The 16,316-nt window shown below is 67.5% G+C and carries 13 protein-coding genes; 6 read left to right on the top strand and 7 right to left on the bottom strand.

Features of this window, described 5'->3' with window-relative positions; genetic code table 11:
• Window positions 1-55: 55 nt before the first annotated feature.
• Window positions 56-820: a hypothetical protein gene (locus ACGFI1_RS11435; RefSeq protein WP_392784843.1), complete on the top strand. Its 765-nt coding sequence runs from the start codon at window positions 56-58 to the stop codon at window positions 818-820.
• Between the two features lie 73 nt (window positions 821-893).
• Window positions 894-2,069, top strand: coding sequence for an IS3 family transposase (locus ACGFI1_RS11430; protein ID WP_386869940.1), 1,176 nt, complete (start codon window positions 894-896; stop codon window positions 2,067-2,069).
• An 807-nt stretch (window positions 2,070-2,876) separates the two neighbouring features.
• Here the strand turns inward: ACGFI1_RS11430 and ACGFI1_RS11425 are convergent.
• Window positions 2,877-3,695, bottom strand: a complete 819-nt coding sequence (locus tag ACGFI1_RS11425; protein ID WP_392784841.1) for a transposase — start codon at window positions 3,693-3,695, stop codon at window positions 2,877-2,879.
• 434 nt (window positions 3,696-4,129) lie between these two features.
• Entirely contained in the window at window positions 4,130-4,528 is a 399-nt protein-coding gene (locus ACGFI1_RS11420) for a MerR family transcriptional regulator (protein WP_392784838.1), read from the bottom strand.
• A 62-nt stretch (window positions 4,529-4,590) separates the two neighbouring features.
• Here ACGFI1_RS11420 and ACGFI1_RS11415 point away from each other — a divergent pair, with 62 nt between their 5' ends.
• The 3 genes from ACGFI1_RS11415 (at window position 4,591) to ACGFI1_RS11405 (ending at window position 7,835) form a co-directional block, all read left to right on the top strand.
• Window positions 4,591-5,316: an SDR family oxidoreductase gene (locus tag ACGFI1_RS11415; RefSeq protein WP_392784836.1), complete on the top strand. Its 726-nt coding sequence runs from the start codon at window positions 4,591-4,593 to the stop codon at window positions 5,314-5,316.
• A gap of 1,790 nt (window positions 5,317-7,106) precedes the next feature.
• Entirely contained in the window at window positions 7,107-7,472 is a 366-nt protein-coding gene (locus tag ACGFI1_RS11410) for a hypothetical protein (protein WP_392784834.1), read from the top strand.
• A 150-nt stretch (window positions 7,473-7,622) separates the two neighbouring features.
• On the top strand, window positions 7,623-7,835 hold the full coding sequence (locus tag ACGFI1_RS11405) for a hypothetical protein (protein WP_392784832.1): 213 nt from the start codon (window positions 7,623-7,625) through the stop codon (window positions 7,833-7,835).
• Between the two features lie 324 nt (window positions 7,836-8,159).
• Here ACGFI1_RS11405 and ACGFI1_RS11400 read toward each other — a convergent pair whose 3' ends face one another.
• The 5 genes from ACGFI1_RS11400 to ACGFI1_RS11380 form a co-directional block, all read right to left on the bottom strand.
• A complete protein-coding gene (locus ACGFI1_RS11400; RefSeq protein ID WP_392784830.1) occupies window positions 8,160-9,422 on the bottom strand; it encodes an FUSC family protein in 1,263 nt (420 codons plus the stop codon).
• Window positions 9,422-11,011 (bottom strand): FAD-dependent oxidoreductase, encoded by a 1,590-nt coding sequence (locus tag ACGFI1_RS11395; RefSeq protein WP_392784828.1) that lies wholly within the window; start codon window positions 11,009-11,011, stop codon window positions 9,422-9,424. Before ACGFI1_RS11395 ends, ACGFI1_RS11400 begins: the two co-directional genes overlap by 1 nt.
• Window positions 10,995-11,420, bottom strand: coding sequence for a thioredoxin (gene trxA / locus ACGFI1_RS11390; RefSeq protein ID WP_392784826.1), 426 nt, complete (start codon window positions 11,418-11,420; stop codon window positions 10,995-10,997). The genes ACGFI1_RS11395 and trxA overlap by 17 nt, the downstream gene beginning before the upstream one ends.
• Window positions 11,421-11,460: 40 nt before the next feature.
• Window positions 11,461-11,907, bottom strand: a complete 447-nt coding sequence (locus ACGFI1_RS11385) for an Hsp20/alpha crystallin family protein (protein ID WP_392784824.1) — start codon at window positions 11,905-11,907, stop codon at window positions 11,461-11,463.
• Between the two features lie 103 nt (window positions 11,908-12,010).
• Window positions 12,011-13,585 carry a Na+/H+ antiporter gene (locus tag ACGFI1_RS11380; protein WP_392784822.1) on the bottom strand — a complete coding sequence of 525 codons (1,575 nt, stop codon included), beginning with the start codon at window positions 13,583-13,585 and terminating at the stop codon, window positions 12,011-12,013.
• Window positions 13,586-13,760: 175 nt separating this feature from the next.
• On the opposite strand from ACGFI1_RS11380, the gene ACGFI1_RS11375 reads away from it, so the two are divergent.
• The gene (locus tag ACGFI1_RS11375; protein ID WP_392784820.1) at window positions 13,761-16,295 is read left to right on the top strand and encodes a LuxR C-terminal-related transcriptional regulator; all 2,535 of its coding nucleotides are present in this window, start codon (window positions 13,761-13,763) and stop codon (window positions 16,293-16,295) included.
• Window positions 16,296-16,316: the final 21 nt, after the last annotated feature.

The raw sequence follows: 16,316 nt of genomic DNA, 5'->3' as shown, positions 1-16,316 counted from the left end.
GCTCCCGGTTACATCAGGGCCCAACCAACAGGCACCGAACCGACCAGGAGCCGCAATGACGAGCATCTTCGCCCCGACCCGCAACAACTGCGACCGGCTGCCCACCCGCAGCGCGCCCCAGTTCCGCCGCCCACGAATCGCCATAGCAATGACCACCAACGGTCGCCGCGTCCTGAGGCCATCGTTGCGGACGATCGCCACCCGCGCCCGCGCGATCTTCGGTGCCCTTGGCCGTGACGCCCCCGCCGGTCGACCGACACCCTCGCCGGAAGACACGAGCACGCTACCGGACCTTCTAGCCCGCGCGCTCGGACACCCCGATGGAGTCGGCTTCATCGGGCCGGGCGCCGACGCACTGCTGCGCGCCGTCTTCACCGAGGCCCTCACCATCGACAACGAGGTCGCCCAGGTCATCACGACCAAAACCGACCTCGATCGCCTCTTCGCCGGCGCCTTCGACCAGTCGTTGATCAACGCGCACTCTCCACGCCTACGCATAGTGGACAGCCTTGAGGACGCCATCGAACACCTCGAAGCCGAAGCCGAGATGGCCAAAATGATCAGCGCCACCAGCGTTCCGACCACCGACACCCCAGCGATCATCTGGTTCGCGGCCCCGGGGCCACACGCCGACATCGTCCACACCACACTCCACCACTGGGCAGACGCCAGCCTCCTTGCCCTCATATCCGGCCCCTGGCCCTACGGCCCCACCCACCTGATCGAAGAAACCGGCCCCCGCCCCTTGCCCAGCACCCCACTCCCCCTGCCCTCACCACAGGAAGCGATCAAACGACTGCCCACCAGACGCCCAGGTTGATGTTGCCCCTGTTTGACGGGCATGGATGTTGAGAGAGGTAGGGTTCGGCGATCTTGTGAAGGAGATCGTTCTGGTGCCGAAGCCTTACCCGCCGGAGTTCCGCCGGCGTGCCCTGGATCTGCTGGAGTCGGGGCGATCGGTGCGGGATGTGGCCGCGTCGCTGGGCATCGCGGAGTCGTGCCTGCACCGCTGGAAACGGCGGGACCTGATCGACCGCGGCCTGAAGTCACCCAGCCCCGGAGAGGCCGAGTCCGTCGCCCTGGCGCAGGCCCGGGCACGGATCGCCGAGCTGGAGAACGAGGTCAAGATTCTGCGGAAGGCCGCCGCTGCGGTGGAGCAGGTGGTGCCCCCAAAAGCCCGCTTCGCCCTGGTGGCCGAGCTGGCCGGTGAGGGCGTCCCGGTCAAGCAGGCATGTCTGGCGCTCGGAGTGTCGAGGTCGGGCTTCTACGACGCCCGTACTCGCCCGCCCTCGGCGCGCGCCATCCGCCAGGCATGGCTGACCGATCAGATCACCGCCATCCACCAGGCATCACGACAGACCTATGGATCTCCCCGAGTGCGCGCCGAGCTCGTCCAGGGCCAGGGTGTGGTCGTATCCCGCAAGACGGTGGCGGTGCTGATGCAGCGAGCCGGCCTGGCGGGGCTGCCCCTGCGCCGTCGGGCGAAGCGGGTCCCCGCATCGGCGACGGTCACCGACCTGGTGAAACGTAACTTCCACCGTGACCGGCCGAACCAGCTGTGGGTTACCGATATCACCGAGCATCCCACCCGGGAAGGCAAGCTCTACTGCTGCGTGGTCCTGGACGCCTTCTCCCGCCGTGTGGTCGGCTGGGCCATCGATTCGCGGCAGCGGGCCGACCTGGCCACCTCCGCCCTCGGTATGGCGATCGACTCCCGCGGCGCCGCCGGACAGATCCCTAACGGGATCATCCATGCCGATCACGGCACCCAGTTCACCTCGTGGACCTTCACCGAACGCGCACGGCGGGCAGGGCTGCTGCCCTCCCTGGGAACCGTCGGCGACCCGTATGACAACGCCGTGGCCGAGGCGTTCTGGGCACGCATGCAGACCGAACTCCTGGACCGGCGGCGCTGGCGGACCCGCGTCGAACTCGCCAACGCGATCTTCGAGTACATCGAAGGGTTCTACAACCGCCACCGACGCCACTCCACCCTCGATTACATGAGCCCGATACAGTTCGAAACCACCCACCCGTCGAGCCTGATCTCCTCGCCTGCGAGTCCGTGAAACCGGGGCAACATCAAGCTGTCCGTGCTACGGGGGGAACCTCAGAAGTCATCAGATGCCTCAAACGCTATGTCGCCCGGGAGATCTACCAACTCATCAACCGCTCACCAGGCACCACAGCGCCGATGGCGGCTTGACATCCATAGGGGCATCAGTCCCGGTTCTGTCCGACGAGAGGCTTGGAGAGTAGAGGTGTTTGGTCTGGTTGCTGACGGGTTAGGCGTTTAGGTGACCCGCTTGTGAGAGGTGCTCCTTGTGAGGGTTCACCAGATGAGGAAGATAGGGATCTCGGCGACGGGAGTTGAGGAGTGGGCCTGTTCGCTGTGCGATCGGCGGGTGCTGGTCACATGGCCTCCCCGCTACTCCAAGCGGGTCCTCGATCCTGGTGACGAGGCTGCGGGGCATGTGTGCCAGGGTGCGGAGAACGCGGCCGGGATGTCAGAGGATGAGGCAGGCGGACCGGATTGGATGATGTGTGAGTCTGCCCGTGATCGCTCAACAAGTAAAGGCACAGCGGGCCAACCGACCTGAGTGAGGGGCTATCTAGAGGAGGCGTTTTCCGGGCAGCTTATTGATCGGTGATCTGCGGGCAACTCTACCCTGCTTGCTGCTGGCTCAGGTGCTCGGTATGAAGCTCAAGCGGTTTCCGGTACCCCTTCGCGAAATGAAGCCTGCATCGATTATGAAGGCCATCGATGTACAGCACAACCGCACGACGCGCTTTGGGCTCGCGTGGCAAATACCATACGATTGATCCACTCGTTCTTCATCGCCTCGAGGAACGATTCGACCATTGCCCTGGTGCTCCTATGCTCCGTCAAGCGCGGCAGCCGTCGTCGCATGAAGGGTCTCGGCTGTGAGGAGGTGGTAGATCTCGCGGGCGATAAATCTTTTACGACATCGCATGATCTTGAATTTGCTCTTTTCTCGGTGGCGCGGCGGGTGACGTAGGCGATCGTCGGTTCGTGACAGCGCATGCGGATGAGGGCGATACGGTGTAGCGCAGCGTTGGCCTGGCAGTGTCCACCGCGGTAGAGTCGGCACCGCAGAATCTTTGCCCGACGAGGCAGGAATGGGGCAGACCCCGCACACTTTGACGAACGCCGCTTCACTGCGGATTAGCTCGGGATTTTCACTGGCCACGATGAGCAGTTCGGCGGCCAAGTCGGCGCCGATTCCGAACAGGCCGGTCAGGGTTGGTGTGACAAGTTCGGTGAGGGTCTGGAGGATCCGTTCGTGGATGTCGATTTCCTTGCTGAGCTCGCGGTGACGGCGGGCTAGAGTACGCGAGGTGTAGCGGGCGGCATCTGCTGTCGTAGCCACCGCATCCCACGGCAACTCTGCGCAATGCTCGATGAGTCCGCGGTCGGGAATCTTCTCCAGTTCTTCTCGCAGTGGGGCCAGCGCGTTGACGATGATGGTTTTCAACGTGACCATCGCCTGGTTACAGGATTTGACTGCGGTGTCCTTGGCGATTTGGATCTGCCGGATCATTCCCACGCAGCCGTCTGCTGCCTTGGGCACGGCGGTTGCGGTGCCGGCCAGGACCGCCCGGGCGGCGTTCTCGGCGTCCAGGAGGTCGGTCTTTCCGCGCAGATGCCGTTGCCGGTGGTTAGGACGCACCACCTCGACGACGCGATGGCCGCGCCGCCGCGGGTAGGAGGCCAGGCCGACGCCGTAGGAGCCGGTTCTTCGATACCGAACACCACCGGGGAGCCCAGTGCGAGGGCCCACAACTCCAGTCCCATGACCTCGTCCAGGGTGCCGTCCGGTGCCTACCGGCACTCGGAACCGCCCCCCAACAGGGGCTGCCGAAGCCGTTGGAACGCCGCGTCGCGTTCGCTCAGGGGACGCTCCCAGGCCTGGTCGCCGAGCCCGAGGCCCCGGGCACGACTGGCAAGGACGTCATGGGTGGCGGTTCCCTGAGGTCGAAAAGCAGCGGTTGACTGGAAACGCTGTCGATCTGGCCGACTCCAAAGAGCGCTATGCGGTGGATGCGGCATCAACCGCCTCAAGCGCCACCGTCCGGTGGCCACGAGGTACGACGAGTTCGCCGTGCGCTAGGAGGCGACTGTGCTGGTCGCAGTCCTCGACGAGTGGCTGTGAGCCTTCCTGCTGCGGTGGTCGGCGACGGTGATGAGCTGGTCGAGTCGGCGCAGTGTGTGGGTCATTTCCTCGACCCTGGCCGCGAGGCGGTCGCGTTCGGCGCGCAGCATGCGGCGCTGGGTGGCGGTGGTGCGCCCGTTGTTCACGCAGGGCAGCAATGTCGCGATGGTACGGCTGCTGAGGCCAGCCGCGTAGAACTGCTGGAACAGGCGTACCACCTCGACGGTGTCCTCGGTGTAGCGGCGCTGTCCCGACGATGTGCGCTCCGGGCTGAGCAGACCTTGTTCCTCGTAGTAGCGCAACGCGCGCACGCTCACACCGGCCCGCTGAGCAACCTCTCCGATCTTCAACACCCCGATCCCCCTCTCCCCCGCGCTTGACTCTCACGTTGACGTGAGGTTCTAGCGTAGCGGGCATGGACATTCGAAACGAGATTGCGCTGGTCACAGGCGCGAACCGCGGTATCGGGCACAGCTTCGTCACCGAGTTGCGGCGCAGGGGCGTCGCCAAGGTCTACGCGGCCACCCGCCGGCCGGAGACCGTCCCCGAGATGCCCGGTGTCGTCCCGCTGATGCTGGACGTCACCGATGACGCGTCCGTGACCCGGGCCGCGGCCATGGCCGACGACACGACACTGCTCATCAACAACGCCGGAGTGTCGACCTCCGCCCGGCTCACCGACGGCGCGGAGCAGGACATCCGGCTGGAGATGGAGACCAACTTCTTCGGCACCCTGCGCATGGTGCGTGCCTTCACGCCGGTCCTGAGCGCCAATGGCGGCGGTGCCGTGCTGAATGTGCTGTCGGTCATGGCGTGGATGGCGTACGAGCACTCCAACAGCTACGGGGCGTCCAAGGCCGCGGCCTGGGCGCTGACCAACGGCATCCGGTACGAACTCGCCGGTCAGGGCACCCAGGTCACGGCGCTGGCCATGGCAAGCGTCGACACCGACATGATGGCCGGCATCGAAGACGAGAAGTCCGACCCCGATGTGATCGCCAGGACGGCCCTGGAAGGCCTTGAGGCCGGTTCCCTCGAAGTACTGGCCGACGGGCGGACGGCCCAGTGGAAGTCCCGGCTCGGCGAGGACCCGGCTCTTCTGTATCCGCAGTTGTCCGCGCACGACGTCGCCAAGCTGTAAGCCGATACCGCCTGGGACGGATGAGGGATGCCCTCAACCACCGTCCCAGGCGCGATACCACTCCTCAAGCGCACTTTGCAACAGGCCCTAGACGAGAGCGTCGGCCAGGGACACCCCTGGCCGGCTCTCACATCGTGGACGACCTAACTACGGAAGGGTGGGTTCGAAAGCAACTGGAGGCGGACAGGACACCCTGCGTCGCTCAGACCCCCTCAACCGGCCGATGAGTGTCCGTGGTCAATGAGCGGAAATCACCAACCACGACAGCGAGGCCTGATCCTCCCGCCGCATTGTCGTTTCAGCACCATCAGCCGCGGACGGCGGCATCGCACCGCTGAGCAGTTCTCATCACCGCACGTTTCGCTCACGAGCCGGACCGCGTCAGACAGGTTTCATTGTGGCCCGTCAGCAAAGAGACCGCTTGGAGGACTCCATGCACGCACTGCTCTGCACCAATGCCAGGAGAGCAAGCCACCGACCACAGAGGCGCACCGTCAACGGCCTCGCCGCGACCTCAATGAGTTTCCGCCGAGCGCTCGACGGTCCACTGGAATGCGCGGAAACCAAGCCAGTGGACACCTCCCGGCGCGACCACCAGGGGGGCGAAGGCTTCTACCTCACCCCCAAGGACTCGCGGAGCCGCAGGTCCATCGCTCTGGGTGCGGGCGAGCGTCTCCGCGCCGCCCTCAGCGAGGCACTCACCAGCAAGGTCGGCGTGTCCTGGATCCGCACGGCCTCACCCAAGCACCCCCAGAAGGGCGGCGCCCTCGCCACTCATCTCTGTGATCAAGTCTTTCCAGGTCTTCAGGGCGAGTAAGCCGCTGGTGGGGCAGTCGGCTGCCCCACAGACCTGCCGCACAGGCATCTGAGGCCAGCAAGACTGCCGTTCTCTCAGCGGCACACAGCAGTCGGAGTCGAGGCGGTCTGGGCGTAGTGCCCACATTGCGTTGGGCCCGGCTCCCCAAACCGACTCGAGCATCACCGACGTCGCCGCAGCCGGCCCTCCGGACGCTCCCGCGTGCCTCGGGCCGGCTCGCGGCACCATCCGCACCGTCGGAAGATCATCAGCGAACGCCAGGAAGCCTCATATAGCCCTCGATAGGCGGTGCGCCTGCCTGTACAGTCCTCAGGCTGCGGCGCTCTTCGTCTCGATCACGAACCACAGCGGCGTCTCTCTAACGCTAATCGGCCGATTCCAATGAAGATCAGTCATGCTCCTCCGGCTGCCCACATTTTCATCCATCACGGAAGTCTTTCTTTACGTTGTAGATTCAACGTCAGCCGCCCTAAGCAAGACACCCGCTACATCTTGAAGCTCACGAACATCACAGGCGTTGCGTAGGAGAGGCGAGGCTGCGGACTTTTAATCCGTAGGTTGTGGGTTCGGGTCCCACGCGATACACCATCCCTGACCAGGGCAAACGCTAGATCACCCCGGTTTGTTCCCTGCCCGACATGCCCCGGTTCGTCCCCGTGGCAGCTCGGCGGCTCGGCGGCTCGATCCGGGCCCTGCGTCACCCCTGGTAGCGCCTCGAAACCGGGTACTCTTCACCCGCCCAAGCCGGTCATGTCGCCCCCAGCAACGCCGGTGCCGACCTGTGCTTGCCGAAGAGTACCTCTGTGCAGGTGAGAGGGGTGATGTTCGGCGGATTGCGGCGTAGGGCTGGGGACTGTCGCGGGACAGACAGACCACGAGACCGCCCTCGCCTCGGGATGGTAGGCGGTTGTGCTGTTGCGGGTGGCCTACTTGACCTTGGCGAACGCCCTCGCAGTGCTGCGTCTGCTTCCCGATGACCAACCGGGAGAAGGACGTCGAGATCTTGGTGTTGCGGCATCAGATCGCGGTGCTGGAGCGCCAGTTGGACGGGGCGAGCGTGCTGTTCGCCGATTCGGATCGAGCACTGCTTGCGGGGCTGCTGCACCGGTCGCCTTCCGGGGAGCTGCGGCGGATGCAGCTGCTCGTGCGGCCGGACACAGTACTGCGCTGGCACCGGGACCTGACCGCGGGCCGACACGCCGCCCGATCCAAACCCAAGCGGCCGAGCCGACCGCCCACCGTCCGCTCCATCCGGGCTCTCCTCCTTCGCCTGGACGCGGGAGAACCAAGCCGGGGCTACCGGCGGGTGCACGGCGAATTGCTGGTGCTCGACGTCTAGGTCGCCGCCTCCACGGTCTGGGAGATCCTCAAGGACGCCGGCGTCGATCCGGCGCCCGAGCGTGCATCGACCACGTGGGCCGACTTCCTGCGCGCCCAGGCCGGGACACTCCCGGCGTGTGGCTTTCCAGAGACCGTCACGCTCACGCGGATGTACGTGGTGGCGGTCATCGAGCACCACAGCCGCCGGATCCGCGTTCTGGGCGCCACCGCCCATCCGACCGCGTCGTGGGTGACACAGGCGGCCAGGAACCTGGCCATGGACCTGGAGGACGCCGGCTGCCGGGCACGGTTCCTGATCCGTGACCGCGACGGCAAGTTCCCTGAGCTCTTCGACACCGTTCTGGCCGATGCCGACATCTAGACGGTGCTGACCGGGGGATGCCGAGGATGAAGGCGGTCATGGGACGGTGTGTGCAAACCTGCTGCCGCGGACTCCTCGACCGGACCCTGATCTGGAACCAGCGGCACCTACTCCCTCCGCGAGTTCGAGACCCTCTACAACGAGCATCGGCCTCACCTGGGCATAGCCAACGCCCGCCCGCTGAAGTCGCTGTCTTCACCAATCACCGAACTCGGCGAGATCGCCCAGTTGAACATCCGAAGAAGTCAACGTTTGGGCAGCATCCTCAACAAGTACCGACATGCGGCTTGACCTGTACGGAAGACGTTTTCGGCAAGCACAGGTTCAGGAGTGTGCTCGACGAAGGTCGGTTCGCCGCCGGATCGGGCTTAGTGTGGCGGGCGGCGAAGGCTTGGGAATACGGAGTCGGCGACTCGGGCGCCTTGGCCCTCGCGTTCGTCGCCCGGACTCCAGTTCGCTTCTCAAGCGGTCCAGGTGAACGAGGAGCTCACCATGGAGCGGCCAGTCGGGGCTGTCGGCCCGCAGCATCTCGCTCAGCTTGACACGCTCCTCCCGCGCGGCGTTCAGGTGGGAGGCGATCGGATCCTCGAGGTCGGTGTTTCCTGTGGCGAACTGTTGTCGGCGCATTCGCCCGTAGATGCCCAGTGCCGAGGCCAGGTGTCTCATGGTCGTGGCCAGCAGGGCGCGGGTGTCGCTCTCGGAGAGGGGATCCTCGCGCCCCTGCTCAGGTTCGTTGGCGTGGTCGGCGAGGCAGCGTGCGAGGCCGCGGATGGTGACTCCGCAATGCTCCAGTGTGACCAGAGTCTCGCGCAACGCCACCATGGACTTCAGCATTCCGAGGCCCTGCGGATTGAGGCGGATGCTCTCCTCGGCGTGTCCGAGTTCACCGTCCACCCGTTGAACTTCCCGGGTGAGGGACCGGGCCCGGGAGAGCACCTCATCGAAGGCGCGCGGCTCAGGGCGTTCTTCCACTGCGTCGGCAACGTCGTCGAGGTGACGGGCTATGGTGCCGCTGAGATCCTCCAGCGCTTCCTCGGCTGCTTGGATCTTGATGGGCGAGGTCAGGATCCCGGCGACCAGACCGGTGAGCGCGCCGACGAGGGTCTCCACGATCCGGCCCGTGGCCGCGGTGCCGGTTCCGAGGGACAGAATGAGCATGGCGCTGATCGGCACCTCGAGGACGTAGTTGCCGAGCCGCATCGCGAATCCGCAGATCAGCGCAGCCGTGATGGCCAGGCCCAGGCTCCACCAGCTGAACCCCAACAGGTTCGACAGCAGTGCCGCGACCAACACTCCGACCACGACGCTGACGACGCGTTGCCAGACATGGCGAATTGTCTGGTACAGCGTGACCTGGACGACGAGGAGTGCGGTCAGAGGAGCCAGTACGGGCCTTGGGCTGGTAGCCGGCAGCCATGACGCCAACTGGAACGAGAGGACCGCGGTCACGGCGAGGCGCGCGATGACGACGGCCATGGGCTGCGTGCGCAGCCGCTTCAGTCGCACCCGCACCGGCGTGACGGCGGTGCGCGCCACCGAACGTAGACGGTTGTCACCGCTCAGCCTCATGCCCGGACGGCCGGTCATCAGCTCAGGCGCTCGAACGCCAGGCGGACGGCCATAGCTCCCTCTCCCACCGCGGAGGCGACGCGCTTGATCGAGCCGCTCCGCACGTCACCCGCGGCCAGCACCCCGGGGAGATCGGTCTCCAGCGGCAGGGCCCGGGGGCCGCCGGTGCGCACGTATCCCTTGTCGTCGAGTGCGACCGTGCCCGACAACCAGCCGGCACAGGGGTCGGCTCCGATGAAGACGAACAAGGCGCGCGCCTCGAACCGGCGGACCTCACCGGTCCGGTTGTCCTCCGCGACGACCTCCTCCAGACGACCGTGACCGTGCAGTTCACGGATTTCCATGTGCAGGAATACCTCGATTTCGGGACAACGCTCGATCCGATCGACGAGGTAGCGCGACATGCTCTCACCGAGCTCCGTACCCCGGACGAAGAGCAGCACGCGTGTGGCGTGCCGGGCCAGGAATACGGCCGCCTGTCCCGCCGAGTTGCCGCCGCCGACAATGGCCACCGGCACACGCCGGCATTGCAGCGCCTCAACCTGGGTCGCGGCGTAGTACACCCCGGCACCGTCGAAGTCGTCCAGACGCGGGACGTCCAGTCGGCGGTAGCGGGCGCCGGTCGCGATGATGACCGTGCGGCCCGACAGCTCGCCGCCACCGGCGAGGTCGACGGTGTACCGGTCGTTGCGCACCCGCAGTCCCGTGGCGTGGCCGGGCACGTGGAACTTCGCCCCGAATTTTCCTGCCTGGACGACCGCCCGATCGGTCAACTCCGCGCCGGAGATGCCGGTGGGGAAGCCGAGGTAGTTCTCGATCTTGGAAGATGCGCCGGCCTGCCCTCCGGTGGCGATGGCGTCGACGACCACCGTGTCAAGGCCGTCGGAAGAGCCGTACACGGCCGCGGCCAATCCTGCCGGGCCCGCGCCGACCACAAGCATGTCGTGCGCCGAGGAGTCCGGTGCCGGCGGCGGCAGTCCGAGCAGCCGGGGCAGTTCGTCGTCCCCGGGATTGCGCAGTACCCGCTCACCGTTCACGATCACGACAGGTGTCTCCGACGCCGGGATACCGAGCCCCCTGAGCAGCGATTCGGCGTCCTTGTCGTCCTCGACGTCGATCCATCGATGCGGCAGCCGGTTGCGCGCGGCGAAGTCGCGCAGTCGCCAGCAGCGAGCAGAGAACCGCGAGCCGATGATCCGCAGCCCGGCGCCCTGCTCGATGAGCAGGGAACGGCGGATGAGGAACGCGCGAAGGACAAGGTCGCCGAACCAGGGTTCCCGCCCGGCCAGTTCGCGCAGCCGCCCGGGCGGCAGCTCGATCACCGCGCCGGGCTCGGCGACACGGGCTGTGAGGAAGGCGGGCTGCCCCGTCAGCAGGCCCAGTTCGCCGAGGAAGCGTCCCGGACCGTGCACGCGGATGACTTCGCCCTTGTCCAGAATCGCCACCGTCCCGGCCAGGACCAGGAAGAAGCCGTAGTCGCGATCGCCTTCGGCGAAGAGGACGTCGCCACGGCGAGTCGGGCGTCGTTCCCCGTATGCCGCGACCGCCTCGACCTGCCGCCGGTCGAGGCGGGGAAACGCGCCGTTCAGGTCAGGTGTCTCTTCCAAGGGTCTCCTCCACCCACGTTCGGAGTGGACCGGCGGGTGCGGCGCCCGCTCTCTGGTCGATCACCTTCCCGTCACGCATCAGCAGCAGTGTGGGAACGGCACGCACGGCGAAGCGCCGCTGAATGTGCGGCGCCCGGTCGATGTCTATCTTGACGAGCTTCAAGCGCCCGGCCTTCTCGCGGGCGATGCGCTCCAGTACCGGACTGACCCTGCGGCACGGCGCACACCAGGTCGCCCACAGGTCGACGAGGACCGGAACCGGGGAGCGCTCGGCGACCTCGGCGAAGTCTTCGTCTCCGGCCTCCGCGATCCACGGGAGCGGCCGGTGACAGTTGCCACAGACCGGATTGCCGTCGGCGGCCGGTGGCACGCGGTTCTTCTTACCGCAGTGCCCGCAACGGATGATCACCAGCCCCTCCCCGCGGGTGTGGGCGGAGTGCCCGTGGGGGTCAGCCCTTGACCTCGATGTGGCGATCCTTCTCGGTCGTGGCCTTGGGGACCGTCACGGTGAGCACGCCGTCGCCGAGGCTCGCGTCGACCCGCTCGGCGTCGATGTCAGCGGGCAGGTACACGCGGCACTCGAATCGGCCGCTGCGCCGCTGCTTGCGATGCCGCAGCCCACGGCCCTCCCGCTCCTTGACCTCTCCCGTGATGGCCAGCTCCCGATCGTGCAGTGATACGTCGATCTCGTCCTTCTTCAGGCCGGGAAGTTCGGCCTCGATCACATAGGCGTCGTCGGTCTCGCTCACGTCCGCCGCAGGTGCCCAAGGCATCTCCGTGGTGCCGGCGAAGGCCGCGTTCACCAGCTGCTCCATCTGCTCGTAGAGGGGGTCGAACGCCCGCGGCCTCGAGGTGAGCATCGTGTCTCCGGGGCGGCGGATGCTGGGCAGTGCCATGGCTTGATCCTCTCGTTGGGGACATTCCCTGCATAGGACGTTGCCCCGTCCGGCCGGTCGGGCACATCCTCAGAGTTGACAGGTCTGGACGGGCGGCGCCCGGTCAGCCGACTTCCCGGATGTCGGGGTCCTCGAGATCGAGCCACCGGTCCACGGCCCGCAGGGTCTCTGCGCTGATCTTGCCTTTGGAGTAGAGCCGACGCAGCTTCTCACGCTGCGTCCGCACCAGTTCGCGGCGCAGGCCGAGGGAGTCGGTCACCTCCTCGCCGGGGTCCTCGTCGATTCCGCTGCGAATCTGGTCCAGAAGATCCTCGTACAGCTGGCGGAAGGTCCTGCCGGTGCGATCGTCGACCTCGCCGTTCTCGATGAGTTCGTCCAGCCGTGCCAGGGCTGCTTCCACCACTGCCTTCCGCGCCTCCTGGTACTGGATCCGGACCTGGTCGGACTCGGCCAGGCCGAGTCGTCTCAGCAGGGCGGGCAGCGTGGCCGCACACCCGAGCAGGGTGAGGAACACGACGGCGCCGGCCACGAAGAGCCGCTCGCCGCGTCGTTCCGGCGCCAGGCCCGGCGCCGACACCGGCAAGGACAGCACGATCGCCAGTGAGATCGCGCCTCGCATGCCGCTCCAGCCGATGGCGAGTCGCTCGCGCCAGTGCAGGTGGTCGAAGGCCACGTGCCGGCCGGGCAAGTACCGGGAGAGCGGGAAGACGAACTGGGTCCAGGCCAGCCGCAGTGCCAGGATGACGGCCGTGACCGCGGCCGCGCCCAGGATCGCGGGCGGCCATGCCGAGCCGGTCAACTCGCGCCCGATGGCGGGAATCTCAAGACCGAGCAGCACGAACAGCGCCGACTCCAGGAAGAAGATCAGCACCTGCCAGAACAGATGGCCGGGGAGCCGGGACGCCGGCTGGAGCATGCCATCTCCGCGGGTGCCCAGGTAGAAGCCCGCGCAGACGGTGGCGAGCACACCGGAGAAGCCGAGTTCGTCGGCCGGGACGAACGCGAGGTACGGCGTCAGCAGGGACACGATGATCTGGCTCGCGGGATCGCGGATCCGGCGGCGGAGGCGGGACGCGGTGAACCCCACCGCCAGGCCGCACGCCACGCCGCCGGCGACGACCTCGGCCAGCCGTGCGATGCCGTGGCCGACGGTGAAGGGTGTCGTCAGCGCCTCGACGGCCAGCACGAAGGCGGTGAGCGCGACGGCGTCGTTGATGAGGTTCTCCCCTTCGACGATGGTCGCGATCCGGTTCGGTGCGTTCAGCCGCTTCATGATCGAGATCGCGGCGACGGGGTCGGTGGGGGCCACGGCGGCCCCGAGGGCGACGGCCGCCGCCCAGCCCAGGTCGGGCAGGACCCAGCGCAGGACCGCGGCGACGACGAAGGTGGTCACCGTCGTCAGGCCGATCGCCAGCGTCGTGATCGGCACTGCGTCCGCCTTCGCCTCGCGCGGGGAGCTGAAGAACGCGGCGTAGTAGACGAGCGGGGGCAGGAAGCCCAGCAGCACCAGTTCCGGTGGCAGCTCGATCTCGGGGATGCCGGGCAGGAACGCGGCCGCCGCGCCGAGGACGACGAGAAGGACCGCGTCGGGTATCCCCAGGCGCGAGGACAGGCCCCGAGAGAGCAGGAGCACGGCCATGATGACCAGGCCGACGATGACCAGGGATTCCGAATCCATGATCGCGGTCTTCCCCGGGAGGCCCCGTCCAGCCGAACAAGCAGGTAGCGATACGCACAAGCGGGACGGATCCTCGGCGATCCGCTGCCCGGACGCGTCAAGTGCGCCGGCTCGGCAGCGGCTGCTACCGGACTGGGGATACGAGGGGCCCGGCGGCGCACGCAGGGTGTTGGGCGTGACTGAGGTACCACTGCTGGGTTCGAAGCTGGAGCCTCCCGACCCTCCACCAGGGCTCGTGGAGCGGCCGCGCCTCGGCCGCGTCCTCGACGCCGGGCGGCATGACCCGATCACACTGGTGAACGCTCCACCCGGCTGGGGGAAGTCGGTACTGCTGAGCTGGTGGACGAGGGCGACCGACGTTCGTGCCGGCTGGTTAGGCATCGAAGACGGGGACGACCCCCGGTTCTGGTCCTATCTGCGGGCCGCGCTGAACTCTGCGGGCAGGTTCGCAGGAGACGCCCTACCGTCGCCGGACGAGGTGCCGCACGATGTGTTCCTGGCCCGGCTGGCGGCCGTGCTCGCCGACCTCCGCGAACCCGTGAGCGTCGTCCTAGACGATTTCCACCGCATACGGGACCCGCAGGTCCTGAAGGGGCTGGAGTATCTGGTTCAGCACGCCGGGCGGGCACTGCGGATGGTCATCACGACGCGCGGTGGCCCGGGACCTCCGTTGACGCGCTTGCGGCTCACCGGGGCGGTCACCGTCGTGCAAGCCGCAGAGCTGTCCTTCACCATGGCGGAGACCGTGGAACTGTTGGCCGCACTGGGCCTGGACCTGCCTGACCGGTACGCGTGCATGCTGCTCCGGCGCACCGAGGGCTGGCCGGCCGGCCTGCGGCTGGCGGCGATGTCCATGGCGGAACACGCTGATCCGCTGCGCTTCGTCGATGGGCTGAGCGGCGATCACGAGACCATCGCGCGCTATTTCACCTCGGAAGTGCTGGACGGGCTGCAGGACGGCCATCTGGAGGTCCTTCTGTGCGGCTCTGTGCTGGAGCGGCTGACCGGCGGCCTGGCGGACGCCCTCACCGGCCGGTCGGACGGTGAACGGATCCTGACCGAACTGTGGGACGCGGGCGCCTTCCTCGCCCCGGTCGGCGACCGGCACTCCTCCTATCGCTGCCATGGTCTTTTCGGCGAGTTCCTGCGCCGTGAGCTGGCCCGGCGGGCGCCACGGCGGGTTCCCGATCTGCATCGCCGCGCGGCCGCCTGGTACGCCGCGCGAGGTTCGTCCCCGGACGCGCTGCAGCACGCCCTCCTGTCCTCGAACTGGCGGATGGCCACGGATCTGCTGGCCGACCACTGGCGCGATCTCGTGCTGTCGTGTTCGGACCGGCCGCTTTGCGGGTCCGACCCCGCACCGCCGGTCGATGTACTTCGCGATAATCCGGACCTTGCGCTGGCCTGTGCGCTGAATCAGCAGATTCTCGGCGATCGGCGAGGAACCGAGCGTTACCTGCGGCTCGCCCGCGACCGTACCGGGGCCGACGACGACAGGGTCACGGCGATCCATCTGGCGCGGTCGGTGGCGGTGGGCGACGTCACGGCGATGTTCTCCCAGGCGTCGCGGCTCCTCGCGCACCGTGATGACGGCGATCGCACCCGCTCTGTCGCCCTTTCCGCACTCGGCACGGCGCAGTTGGCCACGGGCGACCTGCACACGGCGGAGCGGGCACTGGACGACGGGCTGGCCGCGGCCGAGCGAGCGGGCCTGGAACAGGTCAGGGCGGCGTGCCTCAGCAGGCTCGCCGTGGTCCGTGCGCTGCTCGGCGAACTCCATCTCGCGGGGCAGACCGCTCAGGATGCGCTCGGTTTCGTGGGGACCCCCGCGGCTTGCGGATACGCCCATCTAGCGCTGGCGATCACGCACCACGAATGGGATGAAGCCGGCGAGGCGGCACGGTACCTGGATCTCGCGGACGGCACCGGCGACCAAGTGCTCGCCGCCCTGATCAGCATCGTCCGGCTGTGGTCGCTTCAGGCGGGCCGATCCCAGGCCGGAGCGGACCGGGTGTTGCGCGAGACCCGCCGCCTGCTCACCGGCTGGGCGGTGCCCGGATACATCGCCGACCGGTCCACCGCCGCCGAGGCCGCGTTGCGGACGAATTTCGGGGACACCCGCACGGCCGCGAGACTCCTGGCCGACCAGGCGGGTGCGCCGGGCGACTCGGCCCCGCTGGCGGTCGCCCTCGCGCGCATGCAGCTGAGGAACGGCGACCTGGAGGCGGCGATGCGAACGGCCGCCGGAGCCCCGGACATGGAGCTGGGCACCAGGGTGGAGGCGGGCCTCCTGGAAGCGCTGGCCGCCCACCGTCTCGGCCGGGACCGGCACGCGTCCACGACCCTGGAAAAGGCCCTGCAACTCGCTGATCAGGAGCGTTTCCGGGGTGTGTTCATCCGCGAGGGCCCACCCGCCCGGCGGCTGCTGAGCGCCCATCTGGACTCCGGGACCGCATACTGGCCGTTCGTCATGGACATCATGGAGTGCGCCGCCGAGCGGACGGACCGCCCTGCCGCACCGCAGCTGACCGAGCGGGAGCTGACGGTGCTGCGGTATCTCCAAAGCGTCCTGACGACGGAGGAGATCGCGGCCGAGCTGCACGTCTCGGTCAACACCATGAAGACGCACATGCGCCACATCTACCGGAAGCTCACCGCCTCCCGTCGCCGGGAGGCGGTGAGCAAGGCGCGGGAGGCTCAAATTCTCTGAGCGCTGCCGCTCTCTTATCCG

This window comes from Actinomadura geliboluensis, assembly GCF_043197915.1.
GTDB lineage: Bacteria > Actinomycetota > Actinomycetes > Streptosporangiales > Streptosporangiaceae > Spirillospora > Spirillospora geliboluensis.
This window is presented reverse-complemented; position numbering and strand designations above follow the sequence as displayed.

What these genes read in the sequence shown, in the direction of transcription:
- ACGFI1_RS11410 (WP_392784834.1), top strand. Translation starts at nt 7,107, where the DNA reads ATGACCAACCGGGAGAAGGACGTCGAGATCTTGGTGTTGCGGCATCAG.
- ACGFI1_RS11405 (WP_392784832.1), top strand. Translation starts at nt 7,623, where the DNA reads ATGTACGTGGTGGCGGTCATCGAGCACCACAGCCGCCGGATCCGCGTT.
- ACGFI1_RS11400 (WP_392784830.1), bottom strand. Translation starts at nt 9,422, where the DNA reads ATGACCGGCCGTCCGGGCATGAGGCTGAGCGGTGACAACCGTCTACGT.
- ACGFI1_RS11415 (WP_392784836.1), top strand. Translation starts at nt 4,591, where the DNA reads ATGGACATTCGAAACGAGATTGCGCTGGTCACAGGCGCGAACCGCGGT.
- ACGFI1_RS11435 (WP_392784843.1), top strand. Translation starts at nt 56, where the DNA reads ATGACGAGCATCTTCGCCCCGACCCGCAACAACTGCGACCGGCTGCCC.
- ACGFI1_RS11380 (WP_392784822.1), bottom strand. Translation starts at nt 13,585, where the DNA reads ATGGATTCGGAATCCCTGGTCATCGTCGGCCTGGTCATCATGGCCGTG.
- ACGFI1_RS11385 (WP_392784824.1), bottom strand. Translation starts at nt 11,907, where the DNA reads ATGGCACTGCCCAGCATCCGCCGCCCCGGAGACACGATGCTCACCTCG.